Origin of the sequence: Demequina mangrovi (genome assembly GCF_000759715.1) — a bacterium.
Lineage (GTDB): Bacteria > Actinomycetota > Actinomycetes > Actinomycetales > Demequinaceae > Demequina > Demequina mangrovi.
Map to the genome: position 1 here is coordinate 39,516 of NZ_BBLU01000015.1, position 20,894 is coordinate 60,409.

At 70.0% G+C, this 20,894-nt stretch carries 23 protein-coding genes; 18 read left to right on the forward strand and 5 right to left on the reverse strand.

The features are described 5' to 3' along the window. The first annotated feature begins 76 nt into the window (after positions 1-76). From TR42_RS11605 to TR42_RS11630, 6 genes are all read left to right on the forward strand, one after another. Positions 77-1,348 carry an AAA family ATPase gene (locus TR42_RS11605; protein WP_074789422.1) on the forward strand — a complete coding sequence of 424 codons (1,272 nt, stop codon included), beginning with the start codon at positions 77-79 and terminating at the stop codon, positions 1,346-1,348. Next, a complete protein-coding gene (locus tag TR42_RS11610; protein WP_042216023.1) occupies positions 1,348-2,580 on the forward strand; it encodes an McrC family protein in 1,233 nt (410 codons plus the stop codon). The genes TR42_RS11605 and TR42_RS11610 overlap by 1 nt, the downstream gene beginning before the upstream one ends. Beyond that, positions 2,577-3,269, forward strand: coding sequence for a DUF429 domain-containing protein (locus TR42_RS11615; protein ID WP_052406033.1), 693 nt, complete (start codon positions 2,577-2,579; stop codon positions 3,267-3,269). Before TR42_RS11610 ends, TR42_RS11615 begins: the two co-directional genes overlap by 4 nt. A gap of 243 nt (positions 3,270-3,512) precedes the next feature. Continuing rightward, a complete protein-coding gene (locus TR42_RS14420; RefSeq protein ID WP_052406036.1) occupies positions 3,513-4,400 on the forward strand; it encodes a nuclease-related domain-containing protein in 888 nt (295 codons plus the stop codon). Between the two features lie 37 nt (positions 4,401-4,437). Next, positions 4,438-4,821 (forward strand): hypothetical protein, encoded by a 384-nt coding sequence (locus TR42_RS11625; protein WP_042216025.1) that lies wholly within the window; start codon positions 4,438-4,440, stop codon positions 4,819-4,821. Positions 4,822-4,872: 51 nt separating this feature from the next. Next, positions 4,873-5,130 carry a hypothetical protein gene (locus tag TR42_RS11630; RefSeq protein ID WP_042216026.1) on the forward strand — a complete coding sequence of 86 codons (258 nt, stop codon included), beginning with the start codon at positions 4,873-4,875 and terminating at the stop codon, positions 5,128-5,130. A 246-nt stretch (positions 5,131-5,376) separates the two neighbouring features. Here TR42_RS11630 and TR42_RS11635 read toward each other — a convergent pair whose 3' ends face one another. Next, positions 5,377-5,853, reverse strand: a complete 477-nt coding sequence (locus tag TR42_RS11635; protein WP_042216028.1) for an Hcp family type VI secretion system effector — start codon at positions 5,851-5,853, stop codon at positions 5,377-5,379. Positions 5,854-6,007: 154 nt separating this feature from the next. On the opposite strand from TR42_RS11635, the gene TR42_RS11640 reads away from it, so the two are divergent. The 4 genes from TR42_RS11640 to TR42_RS11655 all read left to right on the forward strand — a co-directional run bounded on the left by TR42_RS11640 (position 6,008) and on the right by TR42_RS11655 (position 8,353). After that, positions 6,008-7,036: an NYN domain-containing protein gene (locus TR42_RS11640; RefSeq protein ID WP_042216030.1), complete on the forward strand. Its 1,029-nt coding sequence runs from the start codon at positions 6,008-6,010 to the stop codon at positions 7,034-7,036. A 108-nt stretch (positions 7,037-7,144) separates the two neighbouring features. Next, positions 7,145-7,624, forward strand: a complete 480-nt coding sequence (locus tag TR42_RS11645; RefSeq protein WP_052406038.1) for a hypothetical protein — start codon at positions 7,145-7,147, stop codon at positions 7,622-7,624. Between the two features lie 73 nt (positions 7,625-7,697). After that, complete coding sequence (locus TR42_RS11650) at positions 7,698-7,931, forward strand: FitA-like ribbon-helix-helix domain-containing protein (RefSeq protein WP_042216032.1); 234 nt, start codon at positions 7,698-7,700, stop codon at positions 7,929-7,931. After that, positions 7,928-8,353, forward strand: a complete 426-nt coding sequence (locus TR42_RS11655; protein WP_042216034.1) for a type II toxin-antitoxin system VapC family toxin — start codon at positions 7,928-7,930, stop codon at positions 8,351-8,353. The genes TR42_RS11650 and TR42_RS11655 overlap by 4 nt, the downstream gene beginning before the upstream one ends. A 24-nt stretch (positions 8,354-8,377) precedes the next feature. Here the strand turns inward: TR42_RS11655 and TR42_RS11660 are convergent, their stop codons facing one another. Next, complete coding sequence (locus tag TR42_RS11660; protein ID WP_042216036.1) at positions 8,378-9,574, reverse strand: mechanosensitive ion channel family protein; 1,197 nt, start codon at positions 9,572-9,574, stop codon at positions 8,378-8,380. Between the two features lie 119 nt (positions 9,575-9,693). On the opposite strand from TR42_RS11660, the gene TR42_RS11665 reads away from it, so the two are divergent. Beyond that, complete coding sequence (locus tag TR42_RS11665; RefSeq protein ID WP_042216038.1) at positions 9,694-9,966, forward strand: type II toxin-antitoxin system VapB family antitoxin; 273 nt, start codon at positions 9,694-9,696, stop codon at positions 9,964-9,966. Further along, complete coding sequence (locus tag TR42_RS11670; RefSeq protein ID WP_042216040.1) at positions 9,963-10,364, forward strand: type II toxin-antitoxin system VapC family toxin; 402 nt, start codon at positions 9,963-9,965, stop codon at positions 10,362-10,364. The genes TR42_RS11665 and TR42_RS11670 overlap by 4 nt, the downstream gene beginning before the upstream one ends. Before the next feature lie 15 nt (positions 10,365-10,379). On the opposite strand, the gene TR42_RS14860 is transcribed toward TR42_RS11670, so the two are convergent. Next, positions 10,380-10,811: a hypothetical protein gene (locus TR42_RS14860; RefSeq protein ID WP_201770802.1), complete on the reverse strand. Its 432-nt coding sequence runs from the start codon at positions 10,809-10,811 to the stop codon at positions 10,380-10,382. A 144-nt stretch (positions 10,812-10,955) separates the two neighbouring features. Here TR42_RS14860 and TR42_RS11680 point away from each other — a divergent pair, with 144 nt between their 5' ends. Then, on the forward strand, positions 10,956-12,389 hold the full coding sequence (locus TR42_RS11680) for a serine hydrolase domain-containing protein (protein WP_201770803.1): 1,434 nt from the start codon (positions 10,956-10,958) through the stop codon (positions 12,387-12,389). A gap of 27 nt (positions 12,390-12,416) precedes the next feature. Here the strand turns inward: TR42_RS11680 and TR42_RS11685 are convergent, their stop codons facing one another. Then, positions 12,417-14,441, reverse strand: coding sequence for an ATP-dependent helicase (locus TR42_RS11685; RefSeq protein WP_052406040.1), 2,025 nt, complete (start codon positions 14,439-14,441; stop codon positions 12,417-12,419). 253 nt (positions 14,442-14,694) lie between these two features. On the opposite strand from TR42_RS11685, the gene TR42_RS11690 reads away from it, so the two are divergent. Both TR42_RS11690 and TR42_RS11695 read left to right on the forward strand, forming a co-directional pair. Then, positions 14,695-15,507, forward strand: coding sequence for a CHAP domain-containing protein (locus TR42_RS11690; RefSeq protein ID WP_042216044.1), 813 nt, complete (start codon positions 14,695-14,697; stop codon positions 15,505-15,507). A gap of 103 nt (positions 15,508-15,610) precedes the next feature. Beyond that, positions 15,611-15,829, forward strand: coding sequence for a hypothetical protein (locus tag TR42_RS11695; protein WP_042216046.1), 219 nt, complete (start codon positions 15,611-15,613; stop codon positions 15,827-15,829). A gap of 25 nt (positions 15,830-15,854) precedes the next feature. Here TR42_RS11695 and TR42_RS11700 read toward each other — a convergent pair whose 3' ends face one another. Then, positions 15,855-17,498, reverse strand: coding sequence for an amidase (locus tag TR42_RS11700; RefSeq protein WP_081953360.1), 1,644 nt, complete (start codon positions 17,496-17,498; stop codon positions 15,855-15,857). Positions 17,499-17,713: 215 nt separating this feature from the next. On the opposite strand from TR42_RS11700, the gene TR42_RS11705 reads away from it, so the two are divergent. The 3 genes from TR42_RS11705 to TR42_RS11715 all read left to right on the forward strand — a co-directional run bounded on the left by TR42_RS11705 (position 17,714) and on the right by TR42_RS11715 (position 20,801). Continuing rightward, on the forward strand, positions 17,714-17,998 hold the full coding sequence (locus TR42_RS11705) for a hypothetical protein (RefSeq protein WP_042216048.1): 285 nt from the start codon (positions 17,714-17,716) through the stop codon (positions 17,996-17,998). Beyond that, the gene (locus TR42_RS11710; protein ID WP_042216050.1) at positions 17,995-18,594 is read left to right on the forward strand and encodes a TetR/AcrR family transcriptional regulator; all 600 of its coding nucleotides are present in this window, start codon (positions 17,995-17,997) and stop codon (positions 18,592-18,594) included. The genes TR42_RS11705 and TR42_RS11710 overlap by 4 nt, the downstream gene beginning before the upstream one ends. A gap of 62 nt (positions 18,595-18,656) precedes the next feature. Next, positions 18,657-20,801, forward strand: coding sequence for an alpha/beta hydrolase (locus TR42_RS11715; RefSeq protein ID WP_042216052.1), 2,145 nt, complete (start codon positions 18,657-18,659; stop codon positions 20,799-20,801). The last annotated feature ends 93 nt before the right edge of the window (positions 20,802-20,894 follow it).

Consider the following 20,894-nt stretch of genomic DNA (forward strand, 5'->3'; position numbering starts at 1 on the left):
GCCGTGGGGCACATTTGCCTGAGACGCCGATGGCGCGTCTCGAACCTAGTTGGCGCCCGGGGCTACGGTGGGCGGCATGAGCGATGACGACACACTGCGGTACGACGTCTATGCACACGCGATGCTCCGGGCACTTGTCGATCTCGGTGGCACCGCTCCGAAGTCCGAGGTAATCGCGCGCGTCGCCCACTACGTCGAGCCCAATGAGCGGGAGTCCTCGAAACTCAAGAGCGGTCGCGTTCGCTGGGCGAACATGGTCGCGTGGCTCAGCACCGACTTCAAAGCTGCCCGATGGATCGTGAAGCCCACCTTCGGCCAATGGTCCATCACGGATGCTGGGCGCCACGCGCTCGAAACGATGACACCTTCCGAACTTCAGACCACGGCGGCCCGTCTCTACCGCGAAGAGCGTCGCCGTCTCGAGGAACAAGACATCTCGATCATGGACGATGAGGAGGACGAAGACACCACGGCCGCGACGCCGCGGTCGAGCTCGATACCGCCTACCGACGATGCGCTCGTCGGCGCGACGACGATGCCCCGGGCCTCACTCTCCGAGTACCTGTCGCTCCTCGCGTCCCGCAAACAGATCGTCCTCTACGGCCCTCCAGGCACGGGCAAGACGTTCATCGCGCAACAGCTCGCGAGCCACATCGTCGGCGAGCTCAAGGCCGCGTACACCATCGTCCAGTTCCACCCCTCGTACGCCTACGAGGACTTCTTCGAGGGATTCCGTCCCGTGGTCCGCGACGGAGTCGCGTCGTACGAGCTGCGCCACGGCCCGCTGCGCAAGATAGCTGCCGAGGCCGAGAACAACCCGGGCCAGCCCTACGTCCTCGTCATCGATGAGATCAACAGGGCGAACATCGCCAAGGTCTTCGGCGAGCTCTACTACCTGCTCGAGTACCGCGACGAGCAGATCACGCTCCAGTACCAGACGGCCGAGCAGTTCAGCCTGCCTCCGAATGTCTACATCATCGCGACCATGAACACCGTCGACCGGTCGATCGCACTGGTGGATGCCGCGATCCGCCGCCGCTTCTCCTTCATCGAACTACATCCGTCCGAGGAGCCTGTCGCGGGAGTGCTCGAGCGCAAGGGGCATGCAGACCTCTCGCGACTGCTCACGCGCCTCAACTCGCTCATCGGCGAGCAGCGCCGCGACCTCCAGATCGGCCCGTCGTACCTGATGCGGCCCGAGGCCCGGACCTCGGACGGCCTCGAACGAATCTGGCGCTACGACATCCTCCCGCTCCTCGAGGAGCAGTTCCTCGGAGACCTGTCGCGCGAGGAGGTCCATCGCCGCTTCGCGCTCGCGCGCCTCGTATCCACGACCCCGGACAGTTGATGTCACACCTCGAGTTCGACGAGCTCGACCGCGACGGTGCAGTCGTCGCGCTCGAGTCATCCGTTGCGGCTCGGCTCGCGCGCATACGGCTGCTCGCAGTCGAGCCGACGTCGGCCGGCCACTGGCGCATCGTTCCGACGGGTGTCGTCGGGTCGGCGACGCTCGGGGACCGCACGTTCACGGTGCGCCCCAAGGACGGCGTTCCCATCGAACGCCTGATGTTCCTGTTGTCATACGCACGGAACCCGGGCTGGATCGCCGACGAGTGGACGGCCGCCGAGGCGACGGACAACCCGCTCCTTGTCCTCGCCGAGGCCTTCACACGTGCGCTCGAAGGCGCGCTCGTGGCCGGCCCCCTCCAGGGCTACGTCCGCGTTGACGATGACAGCACCACCGTCCGCGGCCGTGTTGACCACCAGGCGCAGATCCGGCGGCGACGCGGTCTCGTGTTCCCTACGCACGTCTCGTTCGATGACTACTCGGTCGATATCGCCGAGAACCGCATCGTCAAGGGCGCGGCCCTGCTCGTCCACGGCATCCCGAACCTCTCGAACTCCACGCGGCGTCGGCTCACCCATGTGATCGCGAAACTGGAAGGCACGCGCCCGGTCCGTCCCGGCGACGCGATACCTCCGTGGCGGCCAACGCGGCTCAACCACCGCTATCAGACGGCGCTCCACATCGGCGAGCTCGCCCTGCGCGCGCTGTCACTCGACCTCGGCTCCGACGGCGCCCCACCGCTGCCGGCCTTCGCCGTCGACATGGCGGCCGCTTTCGAGGACTTCCTCAGCGCAGCCTTGACCCAAGAAGCCTCCCGCCGCGGCCTCACTCTCGAGCTCCAGGCTTCGTCCATGCTCGATCACGACGCGAGCGTGGTGCTCCGGCCCGACATCGTGCAGCTGTCGGGCGGGCGAACCGTTGCGATCATCGACGCGAAGTACAAGACCGCTCGCGAGCGCGGTGCCCGGAACGCCGATGTGTACCAGCTGCTCGCCTACTGCACCGCGTTGGGCACCGACACGGCTTGGCTGGTCCACGCGGGTGGAGCGAACACTCGTGGCGAGGGCCCGGCCATCAGCATCCGCGGGGCCGACATCACCGTCCGCCAGTGGACACTCGACCTCGCTGCGTCCCCGAACGACGTCCTCGCGCAGGTCAGCGCGCTTGCCGAGCGCGTGCTGGTAGGCGGCTCGTTGGAGCCCCTGGCCGCGGCCTATCAGGAGAGCGCGTGACCTACCTCGGCATCGACGCCTGCAAGAAGGGCTGGGTCGTCGTCGTGGTGGACGATGCAGGCTGGGTGGATGCATTCGTCGCGCCCGATATCGCCGTCGCTGAGCGCGGAGGGATCACAGATTTCGGAGCCACCACCATGGTGGTCGACATCCCCATCGGCATTCCAGACTCAGGAGCGCGCCGAGCCGATCAGCTCTCGCGGAAGTTCATCAAGCCACGCGGGTCCAGCGTCTTCCCGGTGCCAGTCAGGGCTGCGCTCATCGCGCCCACCTATGAGGCAGCACGAGCGGCGTCGATCGCCGCGAGCGGCAAGAGTCTGTCGGCCCAGGCCTACGCGATCCGCGAGCGCATCCTCGATGTCGACCGCCATGTCGCCAGCGCGCGGATCCCGCTCCTCGAGGGCCATCCCGAGGTCAGCTTCCGCGCGATGGCGGGCGCAGGTCTCGACCATCCCAAGAAGAGCGAGGCGGGCGCCGCGCTCCGCCAGCAGCTTCTCGCGGGGCGCGGGATCGACGTGCCCTTCGGCATCGAGCGCGATCTTCCCGGCGCATCCAGGGACGACGTGCTGGATGCCGCAGCGATGGCGTGGACCGCTCGTCGCGTCGGGGACGGTGAAGCGATCCGCTTGCCGCCGAGATTCGCGGCGGAGCGATTCAGCGACGGGATCGACTCGGCGATCTGGTTCTAGGAGAGCTCGCGCCTCACTGCAGCGACCATCCTGTCGTCGAGCAGCCATCGCGCGCGGCTGTTCTCGCCGTGGGGCCTGTACAGCTTCCTCAGCACGGCCCGGACCTGCTTGGGCGTCGTGGCGAGCTGCGCCGCCAACTCCTTCGGTGTGGTCGCCGTCTCTCGACGGTAGCGCGCGCATGCACCACCCGCCTCAGGTGACCTGCGCCTCACGCACGCGTCATTTGATGCCGATAAGCCGTCCATGGATCGGCTGACCCTTCGTCGCTGGACCCGCTACGGCCACGACCGCGTCTACGCCACCGGGATCGACGGCGCCCGCCTCGGATACCTGGATCTCGTGACGGGACGCACGCATCTGGAGCCTGGGGTCGATGCAGGAGTCGCGCAGGCATTGAAGGACTGGCAGGCGCGTCACCACCGGGCGACGGGAACGGGCGCTGCGACCACCCATGCCCCCGCCTCGGGGACGCTGTCGCCGCCGCGGGGAGTCAGCGCACCCGTGTTCAAGGACCTGAGCGGCAACCGCCCCGGCGATGCGGTGAGCGCCCGAGCGCAGGAGGAGTGGGAGGCGTATCAGGCACGGCGCCCCAGGGCCTCACGCATCGCACGGTTCCTCGGCTTGAGCACGCCGGATCGGAGCTGGGCACGCGGCGCGGCGGGCGAGGCCGAGGTCGGCGCGCGGCTCGAGCAGCTCTGGCCGGAGGGGTGGCGCGTGATCCACGCGATCCCCGTGGGGAACAGGGGCGCCGACATCGACCACCTGCTGATCGGCCCGGGAGGCGTCTACTGCATCAATACCAAGAACCACAGCCGCGCCAACGTGTGGGTGAGCGAGCGCGTCATCATGGTGAACGGGCAGAAGACCGACCATCTGCGGAACTCACGTTTCGAAGCGAAGCGGGCTTCGCAGGCGCTCTCGGCCGCGCTCGGCTCGCAGGTCGAGGTGCGACCGACACTTGTCGTGATGGCCCGCACGTACACGGAGCGTTCGCGCCCGGCCGATGTGCTCGTCGTGGGCCGACGGCATGTGCCGGCATGGTTCCGGCGTCGTCGAACCGTGCTCAGCGCGGACGAGGTGAAGCGCATCTACGACGCGGCGCGCGCCTCGACCACGTGGAGCTTCCGATGACACGCGACTGTCTCACCTCGTCCGTAAGGTGCCACCCATGACCGAGTCCCGATCCACCCGCGACTACTACGCCACATTCGACGACGCGCTCCGCGCCTACGCGATCCCGCTGGAGAACCACGCGCTCGTCCGCGCGACCGTCGCGACGCTCGACTTCGCGCGCATCTACATCCCCGCCAAGACGCGCCCGTACATCGCCCTCGAAGCGGAAGGCGGCAGCGTGGTCGCGTACGTGAACTCGGGATGTATCGACATCCCCATTGGCGGCGGCCTCTACAAGAAGGTCGAGCTCCCCACCAACCGGCTCGGGTCCGCTTCCGGGGGTGGCACAAAGAATCACCCTTCCGAGGAGCAGCGTCCGCCCTGCCCACTGTGCTTCACCGAACTGCCCGCATCGGGCGTCTGCGGCACCTGCGACTAGCGGCCCGCCTCGGAGCCCTTGCCACCCACCACCCCACGAGGAGCCAACACCATGAACGGGACAGACATCTTCGCGATCACAGGCACCACCGGGGTGGTGGTCGCCGTCATGTCGGTCACATTCTGGCTGTGCGCGATCATCGCGTTCTTCAGCATCGCGATCAATGCCTCGCGCATCCGCAAGGATGTCGAGGCGATGCGCGACATCGCGGAGGTCGAGTTCACACTCCGGGCTGATGCGGCAAAGGCCAAGGTCGCGGGCAACGCGAGTGAGCCGCAGCGGCAACAGCCGGCACCCCGCAACTCCTGAGACGCCTCTTCCCGCGTTACCCCTGCCGGGGGAACACATGCACCGGCGCCCAGGCCGACCTCGTCCCCACGCCCGGCGACGATCACTATCCCGGGGCCGTGGTCGGCACATATCCACGCCCGGCCCACCGGGCACGGTGCTCCCCAAACCCCAGCGAGCGCACAATGTCCGGGCCGGTGACACGCCCGATCCCGAGCCATCGTTGCGCAACGGATACCGGCGAGTCGCGCCCCTACGCGCGTTGTCCTACGGCCTCGCCACCTCGTGCTCTGCTGCGGCTCCACCGACCTCGTCGGTCCAGGTGATCCGCGAGTACGTCAGGTCGACCTCCTCGAGCGGACCCGGAGAACTCGGATCCTGCGACAGCTCCTGACGGATCGCCGTCACTCTGCCCTCCTCCAGCAGCAGGGTGAAGTAGTGCTCGTCCCGACCGTCGAACGGGTGCGCCCGGAAGAACCTGAGCTCCGCGCTGTCGACCACCATGGCGCGCACCAGCGCGTCTGCCAGCAGCGGGCTCGTGCGGTCCATCCGCTTCATGATGGTGACCGGCTGGTGCTCGAGCCGTGACCCGCGGGCCCCCGCCACGGGATCGTCGGGATGCGCCATCTCATGCCGGTACGCCACGCATTCGATGGTTCCGTCGCGGTCGAACGATGCGGTCGTGGACTCGCCTTCCACATCCACGCCGTTGATCCGCAGCCTCAGGTACGCCACTTCGGACATCTTCGTCACCCGCTCTCGGTGCCCACCAGGGTCGCCACCAGGATGGCACGGGCACCCGCGGCGCGCAGGGCCGACCGGCACCGTGGCGGCTGTCACCCCTCCCCGCTACGGTGGGCTCACTCCCGTCCGACGATGCTGAGGAGCGCCGCCCGCCATGAGGTCCAACGCCACCGTCTACATCGATGCCGGCTACCTGGTCGCTGCTGCCGCGACACGCCTCACGGGAAGCTCGTTCCGGCGCGGCATCCAGCCCGACTACCCGAGTCTCATCGGCGCGATCCTCACCCAGGCCGAGCAGCTCGCCGGCCGCCCCGTGCTCCGCTCCCACTGGTACGACGCCGCGCGCGATCAGCACCCCGACGAGGACCAGCGCGTCATCGAGATGATCCCGCGCGTCAAGCTCCGCCTCGGCCGCATCGGCAACGAGGGCCAGCAGAAGGGCGTCGACCTCAAGATCGGTCTGGACATGGTCACGCACGCCCGCAACGGTGCGATCGACACGCTCGTCCTGGTCTCCGGCGACGACGACCTCACCGAGGCCGTCGACCAGGCCCAGGCCAGCGGCGTCGAGGTGATCGTCCTCGCGGTCCCCGACGCACAGGGCCGCCCCCACGGCGTCTCACGTCACCTCCAGGCCACCGCCGACCGCCTCGAGCTCATCTCCGGCGACTCGCTCGACGCGTCCATCGTGCGGCGAATCGCGACGAGCACCCCCGCCGAGGCGGTCAAGGCGGTGCACGATGCGCCCGTCCCCACGAGCGCCGACGTCACCGCCGCACCGGCCGCCGACGCGGCCGCGCATCGTCCCTCGCCCGCAGACCTGGCGCGCCCCCGCTCTGGCGCGTCCACCCGACCGATCGACACGTATCTCGCACCGGTCCCGGTCTACTCGTCGTCGTCGGGCGACACCGACGCGCCCGCCCCGGTGGCCTCCCAGACCGGCCCGACCTACGACGAGTCCATCGCGCAGGTCGCCCGCGCCTCGCTCAACGCCTTCCTCGCCTACGCGACGCAGGCACAGCTGGTGAGCCTGCGGACCAACCGGCCGTCGATCCCCCGCGAGCTCGACTCGACGCTGCTGCGCGACCTCTCGGACGCGATCGGGATCTACACGCTGAGCGAGGTCGAGCGCCACGCCCTGCGCGACGCCTTCTGGGACGCCCTCGACGCGGTCGAGGCGTAGCGCCCGCGTCAGCGCACAGAGCGGTCCACCGTCGCTGCCTCGGCGTCGCTGTCCACAACGGGAGCACCCCCGACCGCGTCGCTCGCGCGCTGCGACGAGCATCGACCCATGGGCATCCGGTACTACGCATACACCTTCCCCGCCGAGGCGACCGAAGCGGCGCTCGACAACCCGAGGTCGTTCATCGGCAGCGATCCCTTCGCGGACGCCTGGGGCATGGAGCCGGGTGAACGATGCGGCCATGCGAGCGGCATGCAGCGCCCACCCAAGGAGGAGTTGCTCTACCTCGACAAGGCGTGGCGAGATCTCCAGGGCCTCACGCGGCCGCGGTATCCCGGCGAACCGCGCCGACCCGCCTACCGCATGGTCGAGGGCGATGTCGCCTTCACCTCAACGGGCTGGATCCCGTGGGTGCGCGCCCTCAGCCCTACGTGGTTGCCCGAGATCGCCGCGGACCTGGCCGCCCTCCAGCGCGAGGCCAGAAGAACCGTCACCGACGAGTACGTCCTCGAGTACCTGCAGCACGCGGCGGCCTTCACCGCGCATCTCGCATCCGTCGGGCGCGGCTTCGTCTACCTGATCGGATGAGCCGGATGCCGCCGCAAGTCCCCGCCGCGCACGTTGCTATCATCAGCGATAGCACCACGGAGGGCGGGCGCGCATGTCGTCGATCATCGTTCGCGGGCTCGACGAGTCCGTCAAGAAGCAGCTCGCCGCCCAGGCCAAGCAACACGGCCGCTCGATGGAGGCCGAGGTGAGGGCCATCCTCACCAGAGCGGCGCAACGGCCTCACATCGGGCTGGCGCTCATGGAGGCCGCCCGCGAGGCGGAGGTCGGGGTCGAGCTCCCCATCCCCGCGCGCACCGACACCGCGCGGGCGGCGGCCTTCGAGTGATCGTCCTCGACACCAACGTCATCTCCGAGGTGTTCCGGCCGCAGCCGGACGCGACAGTTGTCGCATGGCTGCTCGCGCTCGAGGGCGACGTCGCCATCACCGCAGTCACGCTGGCGGAGCTCCTGGCGGGGACCGCGCGTCTTCCCGCCGGTCGGCGCAGGACCGCGCTCGCCTCCCGGGTCGAGACCGCGCTCGAGCCCTATCGCGACGGCGGCGCCGTGCTCCCCTTCGACGATGTGGCAGCAACCCACTACGCGGAGATCCTCGTCGCCCGCGAGAAGGCGGGCGCCCCCATCAGCATGGCCGATGCGCAGATCGCCGCGATCTGCCGCGCGCAACGAGCGACGTGCGCCACGCGGAACGTCGACGACTTCGCGCACACCGGCATCGGGCTGATCAACCCGTGGGAGCAGCGAGCGTAGGCAACTCTGCTCCGCCGAGAAGGGTCAGTCCTCGGCACGCTCGACCTCGAACTCGTCGTCTACGACCACCCGCGGCATCGCGTGGGTGAAGTGGCTCGCCCGCTCCTCGGCCTCGGCGGAGCCCGTGAAGAATCCCGCCTCCCCCACCTGCTCGATCTTGAGGCTCCGCCGCTTGGGCCCGGTCGGCGCCGCCGCCTGCTCGGACACCAGCACGCGCTGCGCGGGCGCCGCGTCCGGCATCACCGACTGGATCCACAGCACCATCGCCTCGCGCACGTAGCAGCGGAGGTCGTACAGCGTCGGGGCGTCGACGGCCGTCACCAGGATGCGCACCCGCACGTATCCACCGACCGCTTCGGTGACCTGGAGCACGTTGGCCCGGCCGTCGTACAGCGGCGTCTCGGTGAGCACCTTCTCGAGGTGCTCGCGCATCTTCTGCGGGGACACCCGCCAGTCGAGGTCGAACTCCACCGAGCCGAGCAGCTCCGATCCCTGGCGGGTCCAGTTCTCGTACGGCGTGGTCGTGAAGTAGGTGCAGGGCAGGACCAGGCGACGGTCGTCCCACAGGTCGAGCACCACGTAGCTCAGCGTGATCTCGCCGACGCGACCCCACTCGCCCTTGGCGACGATGACATCGTCCACGCGCAAGGCGTCCGAGAAGACCAGCTGGATGCCGGCGAACATGTTGCCCAGGACGGACTGCGCCGCGAGACCGGCGACGATGGACGCGATTCCGGCCGAGGCCAGCACCGAGGCGCCGATCGCGCGCACGGAATCGAAGGAGAACAGCTCGGCGCCGATCGCGATCACCACGATCAGCGCGATCGCCAGCCGCTTCACGATGAGCGTCTGGGTCCTGAGCCGCCGCGCGAGCCGGTTATCAGGGACGTCGATCTTGTTGTACGCGAGCGCGAGGTCCGCCAGGAACCGCACGAACGCGATGAGCAGCCACGCGAGCAGCGCGATCGCGCCGGCGGTGAAGAACCGGCCGATCATCGGCATCCAGTCGCTGTTCCGCAGCGACGCATGCACGCCGAACCATAGTCCGATGAGGATGACGAGCGCCCAGAACGGGTTGCGGGTCTTGGTCTGGAGATCGCGCGCCCACGGGTAGCGCCGCGCGACGAGCCTCATGGTCACCTCGACGGCGAGCGCGAACAGAAGCGCGGCACCCACGCCGACCGCGACGGCGACCCCGAATCCGAACCAGTCCTCGAGCATGTCTCCTCCTGGAATGCGCATTGCCCTCCGAACGTACGGGAGGCATGTTTCATTCGGATGACCCGTGGACGATGCGCACAGGGGTAGACATCTCCACGAGGGCTTTCTACCGTGGAACCATGAGCCTCAACATCAAGAACGCCCGCACGGTCGCGCTGGTGCGGGAGCTCGCCGAGCGCACGGGCTCCAGCCAGACCAGCGCGATCGAGGAGGCGGTACGGATGCAGCTCAAGCGGCTCGACGCGCAGCATGGCCACCCGGAAGCCGACGCCCGGCTCGCACGTGCGCGCGTCATCGTCGCGGAGATCCAGGCGGACCTCGGCGAGGACGACCGCGCGGCGATCGTCGCGGCGCAGCGCGACCTCTACGACGAGTCCGGTCTCCCCCGGTGATCATCGACACGTCCGCGATCATCGCGATCCTCGCGGGCGAGCCCGGTTCCGACGCACTTCTCGAAGCGCTCGCCGGGGCGGACAGCGCGCGCATGAGCGCCGCGACGCTCGTGGAGGTTCACGCCGTCGTCGCGCGCCGCGGCGACGCCGCGCTCGGGCGGCGCGTCGACCGGCTGCTCGAGTCGCTCGGCATCACCATCGCCCCCTTCGACGCCGAGCAGGCCGCCATCGCCTCACGCGGGTACCGCGAGTACGGCCGCGGCTCCGGCCACATGGCGGGGTTGAACCTCGGCGACTGCTACTCCTACGCACTCGCCGTGCACGCCGACGTGCCGCTCCTCTTCGTCGGCGAGGACTTCACGCACACCGACGTGCGCGTCGCGCCGCACCCGGCCTGATCGAGGCGCGTCGGCTCAGTCGCACCCGCAGGACCCGGACGGCGTCCGCGCCTGCCAGCACACCTCGCACACGCCGTAGTCCTTGGTCTCGACCGCGGTCGCCTGGACGATGCGCTTCTTGCTCCCCGGGCTTCCGCCCTTCGCGTTCACCGGGTGGTCGACGGCCCAGTTGACCATCCCGTTGCCGTGGGTCTTGTCGCGCACGCGGTCGGGCAGGTCCGAGGCGGCGATCGCCTCGACCTTCGAGCCGAACCACTCGGTCGACCGCTTGCCGATGTGCAGCGGATGCAGGCCGTCCTCGCGGAACGCCTTGATGTAGCTGGATTTCACCTCGCAGCCGGTCACGCCTGCGCGGAGCGCGATCTGCCGCACGAGCGGCCGCGCCTCATCCGCCAGCTTGAACTGCTCCATCGCAGCCTCGAGGGAGATCATCGTGTCAGTGCTCACCCCTTAGGGTCGCACGCGGCGAGCGGGACCGCCGACCGGAGCAGCGGGCACCGGTGGCGCAAGAGTGCACGATGCCGTTGCTCGCTCCCGCCTCGCGCCGCTACGGTCGGGGGACCGCGCACGCACGACTACCTGGGGGATCCCGTGCGACACCTGCTGACGATCGCGACAATCGTCGTGCTCGGGCTGAGCACGGCCGCGGCCGCTGCCGCCTCGACCGACTCGATCGACGACCTCGTCGCGACCGAGCTGTCCGCATCCGGCGCGCCGGGCGCTGCCTACGCCGTGGTCACGGACGGCGAGATCTCCGAGTCCGGCGCGAGCGGCGTGCGGCACGCGGGAACCGGCGAGCCGGTGACGCCGGACACCCCGTTCGCGATCGGCTCGATCTCCAAGAGCTTCACCGCGCTCGCAGTGATGCAGCTGGTCGAGGACGGGCTGGTCGACCTCGACGCGCCCGGCGGCGACTACGTGACCGCGCTCGCCGGCACTCCCGCCGGGGAGCCGACCGTGCGCGAGCTGCTCAGCCACACCAGCGGCTTCTCGACCCTGCAGGGCAACACGTCCCACGAGGCATCAGGCGCAGCCAGCGCCGACGACGGCGCGCTCGCACAGGCCGTCGCGCAGCTCGCGGACGTCGCACCGGAGTACCCACCCGGCACCCGGTGGGAGTACTCGAACACCAACTACCAGTACCTCGGCCGGCTGATCGAGGAGGTCGCCGACACCTCGTTCGCGGACCACATCACCGCACACGTCCTCGATCCCGTCGGGATGGACGACAGCTTCGTCGCCGACGGCGAGGTCCACGACGAGATGGCGACCGGGCACACGCCGTGGTTCTGGACCAAGCGGCCCCTCGCCGACAACGGCACGGACGTCGTCACCGCACCCCAGGGCGGCATCGTCGCCAGCGCGAACGACGTCGCCGCCTACCTCGCGATGATGATGAACGGCGAGGACGACGTCCTCAGCGCCGAGGGCAAGGCGGCGATGATGCGCCCCGCGAGCGACGTCTCCCCGTTCTACGGCCTCGGCTGGTACGTCGACACCTCGGACGGCACCGTGGGGCACAGCGGCGCGACCCCGGGCGTCGAGACGCAGGCCACCCTGATCCCCGCGAGGGACGATGCGGTGGTGGTCCTGGTCAACGGCGGCAGCGGGATCGGCTTCGGCGAGACCACGCAGCTTCGCCTGAGCGTCACGGCGGAAGCGCTCGGGCTCGACTACGCCGGAGAAGGCTCCCGCTGGACACAGAAGGCGCTGTTCCTCGGGCTCTGCCTGGCGCCGCTGCTGTACCTGGCGAGCATGGCGTGGGCCTGGATCAAGCGCGGAGCGATCCGCGCCAAGTCGGGCGCCGCGGGCCTCTTCAGCCTGTGGTTCCCGCTGCTCACCACGGGGGCGGCCGCCTGGGTGCTGCTCGTGCTGGTCCCGGACCTCATGGGCGCACCGTTGTCGACCGTGAGGATCTTCCAGCCTGACATGGCGCTGGCCATGACGGCGACCGCGGTCATGGGCATCGCCTGGGCGGGTTTCCGACTGGTCGTCGCCTACACGGGCCGATCCGCGCAGGACTGAGACCCAGAGCGCGGCCCGTCCGCGCTCCTACTCCAGATCCCCGAGATCCACCCCGAGGTCGATCTCGCCGGGGCCGCTCAGCTCCGGCGGCGGCGCCGGGCGCGAGGGCCGCGGCAGCGTGTGCGGGATCTCCTCGACCAGCCGCTCCGGGAGGGCGTTGAGGAAGTACGCCTCCTCCACGAAGCCCTGGGCCGCGCTCACCTGCTGGGAGATCGAACCGACCCAGGCGCCGACCGGCGTGTGCGTCATCGTCCGCGTCACCACGAGGCGGTCCCGGGCGCGGGTCAGCGCCACGTAGAGCACGCGGCGCTCCTCCTCGATGTCGTCGGTGTCGCCCAACGCACGAGCCGACGGGAACGAGCCCGGCGACACCCCCGCGGCGAAGGCCCAGTCCCGCTCGAGGCCCTTCGCCGAGTGCACCGTGCTGACGATGACGTGGTCCTGCTGCGACTCGGGCTCCATCTCCGAGGTGAAGATCGGCGACAGGATGTACTCCTCGAGGAACTCGAGGATGTTCGCCCGGGTCGCCGCGAGCCGCTCGACGTGCACGAGGTCCCTCGCCCGCGCCTCCCAGTTCTCGTTGCGGTACTTGTGCGCGAGGGTCGGCTGCAGCATCGCCGCCGCCCGGCCCACCGCATCGTCCACGCGCTGCGCGGCGTCCTCGATCGCGTCGAGCCCGGCCGCGAGCCACGCCGGCATGCCCTTGAGAGCCTCCGCACGCGCGGACGATGCGCTCGCCCCGCCGTCCCGCGCCGCGAGGAACGCGTCGAAGGCGCGCGCGGCGGTGACGTCGCCGACCCGCGGCACCAGGGTCAGCAGCCGCATCCAGGCGACCTCGTCGTCGGGGTTGGCGATCACCCTGAGCGCCGACAGCACGTCCCGCACGTGCGCGCTCTCGAGCAGCTTCACTCCCCCGAAGAACACGTAGGGGATGTCGTTCTCGACCAGCCGCGCCTCGATCGCACGCCCGCTGTAGTTCGACCGCACCAGCACCAGGTGCGTCGCCCACGGGAGCTCGTCGGCGCGGGCGCGCAGGAGCTCGGCGGCGATGAACCCGGCCTCGTCGGCGGGGGTCTCGAACGAGTGCAGCTCGGGCTTGGCACCCTTGCCGCGTACGGCGCGCAGCTTCTTGTCGTAGCCGAGCGGCGACTCCTCGAGCAGCCAGTTCGACAGGTCGAGGATCTCCTGCGTGGAGCGGTAGTTGTCCTCGAGCTTGAGCACCCGCGCCCCCGGCACCCGCTCCGCGAACGAGTGGATCGACGCGAAGTCCGCGCCGCGGAAGCCGTAGATCGACTGCGCGTCGTCGCCGACGCAGTAGAAGCGCGTGTGCGGCACCAGCGGGTCGATGATCTGCCACTGCAGCGGGTTGGTGTCCTGCATCTCGTCGACGAGGATCTCCTCGTAGTGCGAGCCCACCCACGCGGCCACCTCGGGATCGGCGAGCCGCGCGGCGAACACCTTGAGGATGTCGTCGTACGTGAGATAGCGCCGCTCGGCCTTGCGCAGCTCGAAGGCGCGCACCGCCTCGCCGATCGCCTTCGGATCGACGCTCATCTCCGGCAGCTTGACGCGGATCGCCTGCGCGAGCGTGCGCCGCGTGTTGTGCGCGAAGGACAGCACGTCGAGGATCTGCGTCGCCTTGAGGCCCTCCACACGCTTGCCGCGCCCGAGGACCCCGCGCATCACCTGCTGCTGGTCGTCCTGGTCGATCACGCTCCAGCCGTCGTAGCCGAACACGTCGGGCGCCCCGCGCACCTCGCGCATGGCCCAGCCGTGGAAGGTCATGGCGGCCACCTGGGACGATGCGCCGGCGAGGTCGCCGGCGACGCGCGAGCGGATCTCGGCGGCGGCGCGGCGGGTGAACGTGATCGCGAGGATGCGCTCGGGCGGCACCCCCTGCTTGAGCAGATGCCGGATGCGCGCGACGATCGTGGTCGTCTTCCCTGTCCCCGCGCCGGCGAGGACGAGGTTGTGGCTCGCACCGGTGAGGACCGCCTCGCGCTGCGCCTCGTTGAGGCTCTCCACCACGCCGTCGATACCCGCCTCAGCCATGCCGAAGAGTCTAGGTCCGGCCTCCGACGCTGCGGACGATGCGAAGCCGCCCGCGTCGCCTCCCGTTCCCAACGCACCGTGACTATCAAACCCGACATTACCGCCCGGCAGCCGAGCGCGCCAACGAGAAAAGCCACTGGTATTCAGGGACTTTTGCGCCTATGTTCAAGCTACCGATCGAGGCGTTCCGCCACGGCTCGGGCACCGTGAGGAAGCGGCTTGAAGGGCCTCGCGCCCGTGAGAGGGGACACCCATGGCGACTCGCCTGGTTCGCACAATCGCGACGCTGCTGACAGTCGGGTTCGCGTGGGTAGCGCTCGCCCCGGCAGCGAGCGCGGCGACCTACACCGTGAAGTTCTCCGGGGTCGTCGTCTGCGACTCGTCCTCGAAGGCGGTGACCGGCGTGTACGTGAACAACTTCCACGGCTCCGACGGCTGGGCGTCGTGGACTGCGTACCCCGGCAAGAAGAACGCCGCTCTCTACTCGTTCACCACCAAGGCCTCGCGCTCCAACCCCACGATCCGACTCGATATCGGGTGCGGCGGGACCACGAAGTCGTGGGAGAAGAACCTCCGCACGCCGAACTTCACCGTGAAGAACGGCAGTGTCGACAACCGCCGATGCCGCACGGCCTCAGCGAACAAGACGATCGCGTGCTACCCCGCCCCGGCAGGCCCCAAGACCTCCTCCAACTGGGGCTACGCCGGCTACTGCACCTGGGGCGCCTACTCGCGATGGAAGAGCTACACCGGGTACTACCCCGCCATCGGCGGCGACGCGCGCCAGATGGACGACAACGCGAAGGCGAAGGGCCTCTACGTCTCCACCGTCCCGCACGCGAACTCGATGGTCGTCTTCAACACCGGCACGTTTGGCCACGTGGGCTGGGTCACCAAGGTCTACTTCAGCTCCGGGAAGGTCTACTTCGACTACGTCGACATGAACGGCGGCTCGACGTGGGTGAACGAGGCAGACGGGATCACCAACATGTTCAACAAGTGGTCAACCAAGACGAAGAAGGCATGGAACACGGCCAATCAGGCCTTCATCGTCGCCCCCGACTGAGTCCCGACCACCTCCTCCCAGCACCTTTTGCCCACGCTTGGGAATGCGCGCACCCGCAGACGGGTTGTGAAGCACCGTGATCAACACTTCGCGCCGAGGCCGCATGAGCCTCGACAACTACGCCGATCTGCTCGCGCTCGGCGGCATCGTCAAGGACAGCGCCGTATGCTCGGCCTGCGGCTCCGACAGCGCTCCCCTGCGCCCCGAGGCCCTCTGGCTCGGCCACAACGCCGGGCGCGACGAGCACAGCGGCACGTCGCTCCTCTGCGTCCGCCACGCCGCCGACTGGGCGGGCGACGGCCACGTCGCCCTCGCGAGCTGACCCGGACCGCAAGCCGCCAGCAGGCTCAGCGCCTCCCCGAACCCTTCCCGCGGCCCGTACCCGAATCCGCCACGAGCGGCGGCAGCTCCGGCGTCTCGGCCACCGCATCGGCCGCCTCCTGGAGCGCCTCGCCCACCGCGAGCACCAGCCCCTCCTCGCCCGCCGGCGCGAGGATCGACATCCCGATCGGCAGACCCTCGGAGTCGATCGCGGCCGGCACCGTCACCTCGGGGAAGCCGACCGCGGGCGAGATGTACGACGGCGCGTACTCATCGCCGAACGGGCTGTCGCAGATCCACGTCGGGTCCGGCTGATAGTCGACCGGTGACGCCGGGCACTCCATCGTCGGGAACAGCAGCACGTCGAGATCCTCGAACGCCATGAGGTCGAGCACCTCGGCCTGGAGCCCCGGCCTGACGTCGGACCCGAGCGCCAGGTACTCCGCCGACCCGTAGTCGCCTTGCATGTCGATCGAGTGCTGCAGCCCCGCGATGCGCGCCTGATTGGGCGGGTTCGGCAGGGACAGCGCCCACTCGGACGTGAGGATGTCGACCAGCTCCTGCGACGTGTCCGGCGTCCACCGGTTGCGGGTCTCGAGGTACTCGTCGATGTCGTGCGCGAGGTCGTAGCCCGAGTACGGCCCGACGATAGGCGTCCACGCGTACTCGAGGTCGCTCGACACCGTCACCGGCACCGCGGTCGCGCCCATCGACTCGAGCAGCGCCGCCGATCCCGTCAGCGTCGTGGCGACCTCGGCGTTCGCGGCCGAGTACTGCCAAATCACGCCGATGCGCATCCCGTCGACGTCGTAGCCGTCGAGATCGGGCACCGGGTCCCCGGTCATCACCGAGAACACCAGCGCCGCATCCTCGGCCGAGCGCGCGATGGGCCCGACGATGTCGAGGTTGAGCGAGTACGGCAGGATCCCGTCGAGCGGTGCCGCGTCGAGCGTCCCGCGCAGCCCCACGGCCCCGACGGACGATGCGGGGCCGCGCACCGAACCCGAGGTGTCCGTGCCGAGCGCGACGGGCGCGAAGTCCGCCGCCACCGCGGCCGCCGACCCGCTCGAGGAGCCCGAGGCGTTGCGCGTGAGCTCCACGGGGTTGAGCGTGAGCCCGCCCGCCGAGCTGTAGCCGAGCCGCCCGTACGAGGCGGCGAGCTCCGACATGTTGGTCTTGCCGAGGATCACCGCGCCGGCCTCGCGCAGCCGGGAGATCACCAGCGCATCCTCGCTCGGGTAGTTCCTCAGCAGCGCGACCGATCCCGCGGTCGACGCGAGCCCCTTCACATCGATGTTCTCCTTCACCAGGATCGGGATGCCGTCGAGGGGACCGAGCGACTCGCCCTTGCGGCGCCGCTTGTCCGAGGCCCGCGCCTCCTTGGCCGCCGTCTTCGCGAGCTGGGTCACGGCGTTGACGGTCGGACCCTGATCGTCGTACGCCTCGATGCGGTCGAGGTAGAAGCCGAGCAGGCCGACCGCCGTGAGCGAGCCGTCGTCGAGCGCCGCGGCGAGCTCGACGATGGTCGCGCCGGCGGGATCGAAGCCCGGACCCTGATGCGGACGATGCGCGGCGGCCGAACTCGCCGTCACCACCAGCGCAAGGACGAGCGAGACGATCAGCCCGAGAACTCCGGGCCGAATCTGACGATTCAGACTTTTCGCACCCATCGCTTCACGCTAACGAGACGCTCGCCGCACGGGGTTACACCGACGTTAAACCTCCCTCACACCCTGCCTCGCGTCGGCAATTCGGACAAAAAGGGTTGACAGGGCTCGCCTGCAGGCGCAGGCTGAGGGCATTCGGTCGATCGACCGAACGAGCAAGGCTCAAGGAGCCGCGAACGCACCGGCGCCGTCCCCGTCAGAACAATGGAGTCCCCGACATGACCACCTACGACCTCGACAACCTCAACGTCCCCCGCGTCCTCGCCGCGGACCCGGGCATGGCCTTCGCGCACCTCGCGGTGCACTCGATGAAGCGCCGCATGCGCGAGCAGCTCGAGCCTTCAGAGGCCGCTGTCCCCACGGCCCGCCAGCGCGGCCTCCTCGACCGCCTCCTCGCGTCCGGCGGCACCGCGCTTCGCACGCCGCTCCGCCGGGTGCGCGACGCGTTCGCCGGCGCCCGTCCGAGCGACAGCCCCTTCGGCGGACGGCCCGCCGCGGCATGACGACCGCGAGCGCCACCGAGGCGACCACCACCGACCGGATCCTCGCGGCCTGCCGCGAGCAGATCCTGGCTGGCGGCGCCGCCTCGGTGTCGACGCGCAAGGTCGCCGACGCGGCCGGCGTCCCGCTGTCCCAGATCCACTACCACTTCGGCTCCAAGCGCGGCCTCATGCTCGCCACGCTCGAGGCCGAGGACACCCGCCTCGTCACCCGCCAGGCCGCGATGTACGCCGCCAACGAGCCCTTCGCCGTCCAATGGCGACGCGCATGCGACCACCTCGACGAGGACCTCGACTCCGGCTACGTCCGGATCCTCCAGGAGATGGTCACCGCCGGCTACTCCGACGCCGACCTGCGCGCGCGCGTCCGCGCGATGCTCGACGGCTGGACCGAGCTCATAGTCGACGCGCTGCGCTACCACTACGCGCACGGGCTGCGCCTCGGCAGCCTCACGGCCGAGGAGGCCTGCGCGCTCACCTCGGCGATCTTCCTCGGCGCCGAGGTCATGATCCTCACGGGCCTGACCGGCCCGTCCGCCCCAGTCCGCGACGCCCTGCGCGCCCTCGAGCCGATGCTCGCGGCCGCGCAGCAGCCCTGACACCCGCCACGACCCCGCCAGCACCGCACAGTCCCCGAGTCCCTGAGTCCCCAGGAGTCCCCATGCGCGCGGTCCTCCCCGCCTCCGACGGCGTCGTCGAGCGCGACGGCGCGCGCCTGCACTACGACGTCTACGACCACCTCTGCCCGCCCGGCGCCCCCACGATCGTGCTGCTGCCCACCTGGAGCATCGTCCACGCACGCGCCTGGAAGGCGCAGATCCCGTACCTGTCGCGATACTTCCGCGTGGTCGTCTACGACGCCGCCGGCTCGGGCAGGTCCACCGGGCCCACGTACATGGCCCGGCACACGCAGGGCGCGTGGCGGGACGATGCGGTGGCCGTGATCGAGGCGACCTGCGACGCACCGGTGGTGGTCGCCGGGGTGTCGATGGGCGGCACGCTCGCGTACAGCGTGCAGGCCTACCGGCCCGACCTGGTTGCGGGCGTGGTCACGATCGGCGCGGACCACCCGTTCCGCGTCGATCCGCCGGACTGGCGCGGCCCGGCGAACGCCCCCTACGACCCGGAGGCCAACCCCGTCCCGGTGCGCTGGGGCAAGTTCCACCCCGAGTACATGGAGGGCTCGTGGCCGGACTTCGTCAACTTCTTCATGGCGGAGGTCGGCTCGGATCCGCACTCGACCAAGCAGATCGACGACCTGGTCGGCTGGGCGCTCGAGCAGAACCCCCGCGTGCCCATCGCCGCGGTCGCGGACCGCTTCGACATCGATCTCGAGGACTGGCGCGGACGCCTCGCCGAGAGCACGATCCCCACGCTCATCATCCACGGGAGCGACGACCTCATCACCCACCCCGACAGCGCCCGCCTCGCGGCCGCCACGATCCCGACGGCGAGGCTCCTCATCGACGAGGGCGCCGGCCACATGCCCGGCTCGCGCTACCCCGTGCTCATCAACCACCGTATCCACGACTTCGCGGCCGAGGTTCTCGGCCAGCCTCCCCGCACCACGCTGGAGGTCGCCGCGTACGCGGCCCCCGCATCGTCCCGCCGCAAGGTGCTGTACCTCTCCTCGCCGATCGGGCTCGGCCACGCGCGCCGCGACGTCGCCATCGCGACGGAGCTCGCGGCGCACCATCCCGACCTCGAGATCGACTGGCTCGCACAGGACCCGGTGACGCGGGTGCTCGCCGAGGGAGGCCACCGGCTCCATCCCGCGTCGCGGCTGCTCGCGAGCGAGTCCGCGCACATCGAGCACGACTCCGGCGAGCACCGGCTCGACATCTTCGAGTCCTCGCGCGACCTGGACGAGATCCTGGTGCACAACTTCCACGTCCTCGACGAGGTGCTCGCCGAGGGCGGCTACGACCTCGTCATCGCGGACGAGGCCTGGGATCTCGACTACCACCTCCACGAGAATCCGCGCCTCAAGCGCGCGCCGGTCGTGTGGATGACGGACTTCGTCGGCAACGTCCCGATGCCGAGCGGCGGGGAGCGCCAAGCCGAGGTGGTCGCGGACGTCAACCTCGAGATGATCGAGCACATCGCGCGCCACCCCGAGATCCGCGACGCGAGCGTCTTCGTGGGCGACCCCGACGACATCGTGCCGGGCACGTTCGGCCCCGGACTGCCCGAGATCCGCGCGTGGACCGAGCAGCACTTCGACTTCTCCGGCTACATCGCGGGCTTCGACCCGCGCGCGTTCGGCGACCGCGAGAGGCTGCGCGCCTCGATCGGCTTCGGGGAGCGCGAGAAGGTGTGCGTGGTCGCGGTCGGCGGCACCGGCGTGGGCCGCAGCCTGCTCGAGCGCGTCGCCGCCGCGGTCCCGGCGGCCCGGGCGCTCATCCCCGAGCTGCGCGTGGTCATCGTCACCGGTCCCCGCATCGATCCGCGCACGCTCCCGCAGGTGCCGGGCGTCGAGTATCACGCGTACGTCGACCGCCTCTACCGGTGGCTCGCGGCGTGCGACGTCGCGATCGTCCAGGGCGGCCTCACCACCACGATGGAGCTCACCGCCGCCAAGGTGCCCTTCCTCTACGTGCCGCTGCGGGACCACTTCGAGCAGAACGTCCACGTGCGGGCGCGGCTCGAGCGCTACCGCGCGGGCCGCTGCCTGGAGTACGACGCGCTCACGCCCACGACCGTCGCGGACGCGCTCGTCGACCTCCTCGGCAGCGAGGTCGACTACCTCGACGTCGCGACTGACGGGGCGGCGAGGGCGGCCGAGCGGATCGGCCGGCTGCTCTAGGGCTCGGGTAGGCGAGGGCCGGGTGCGGCGCCGCTCTCCGCCCTCGCGGAACTCGCGCGAATCGTGCCGTTTCCGCTCGTGCCAGGGGCGCCG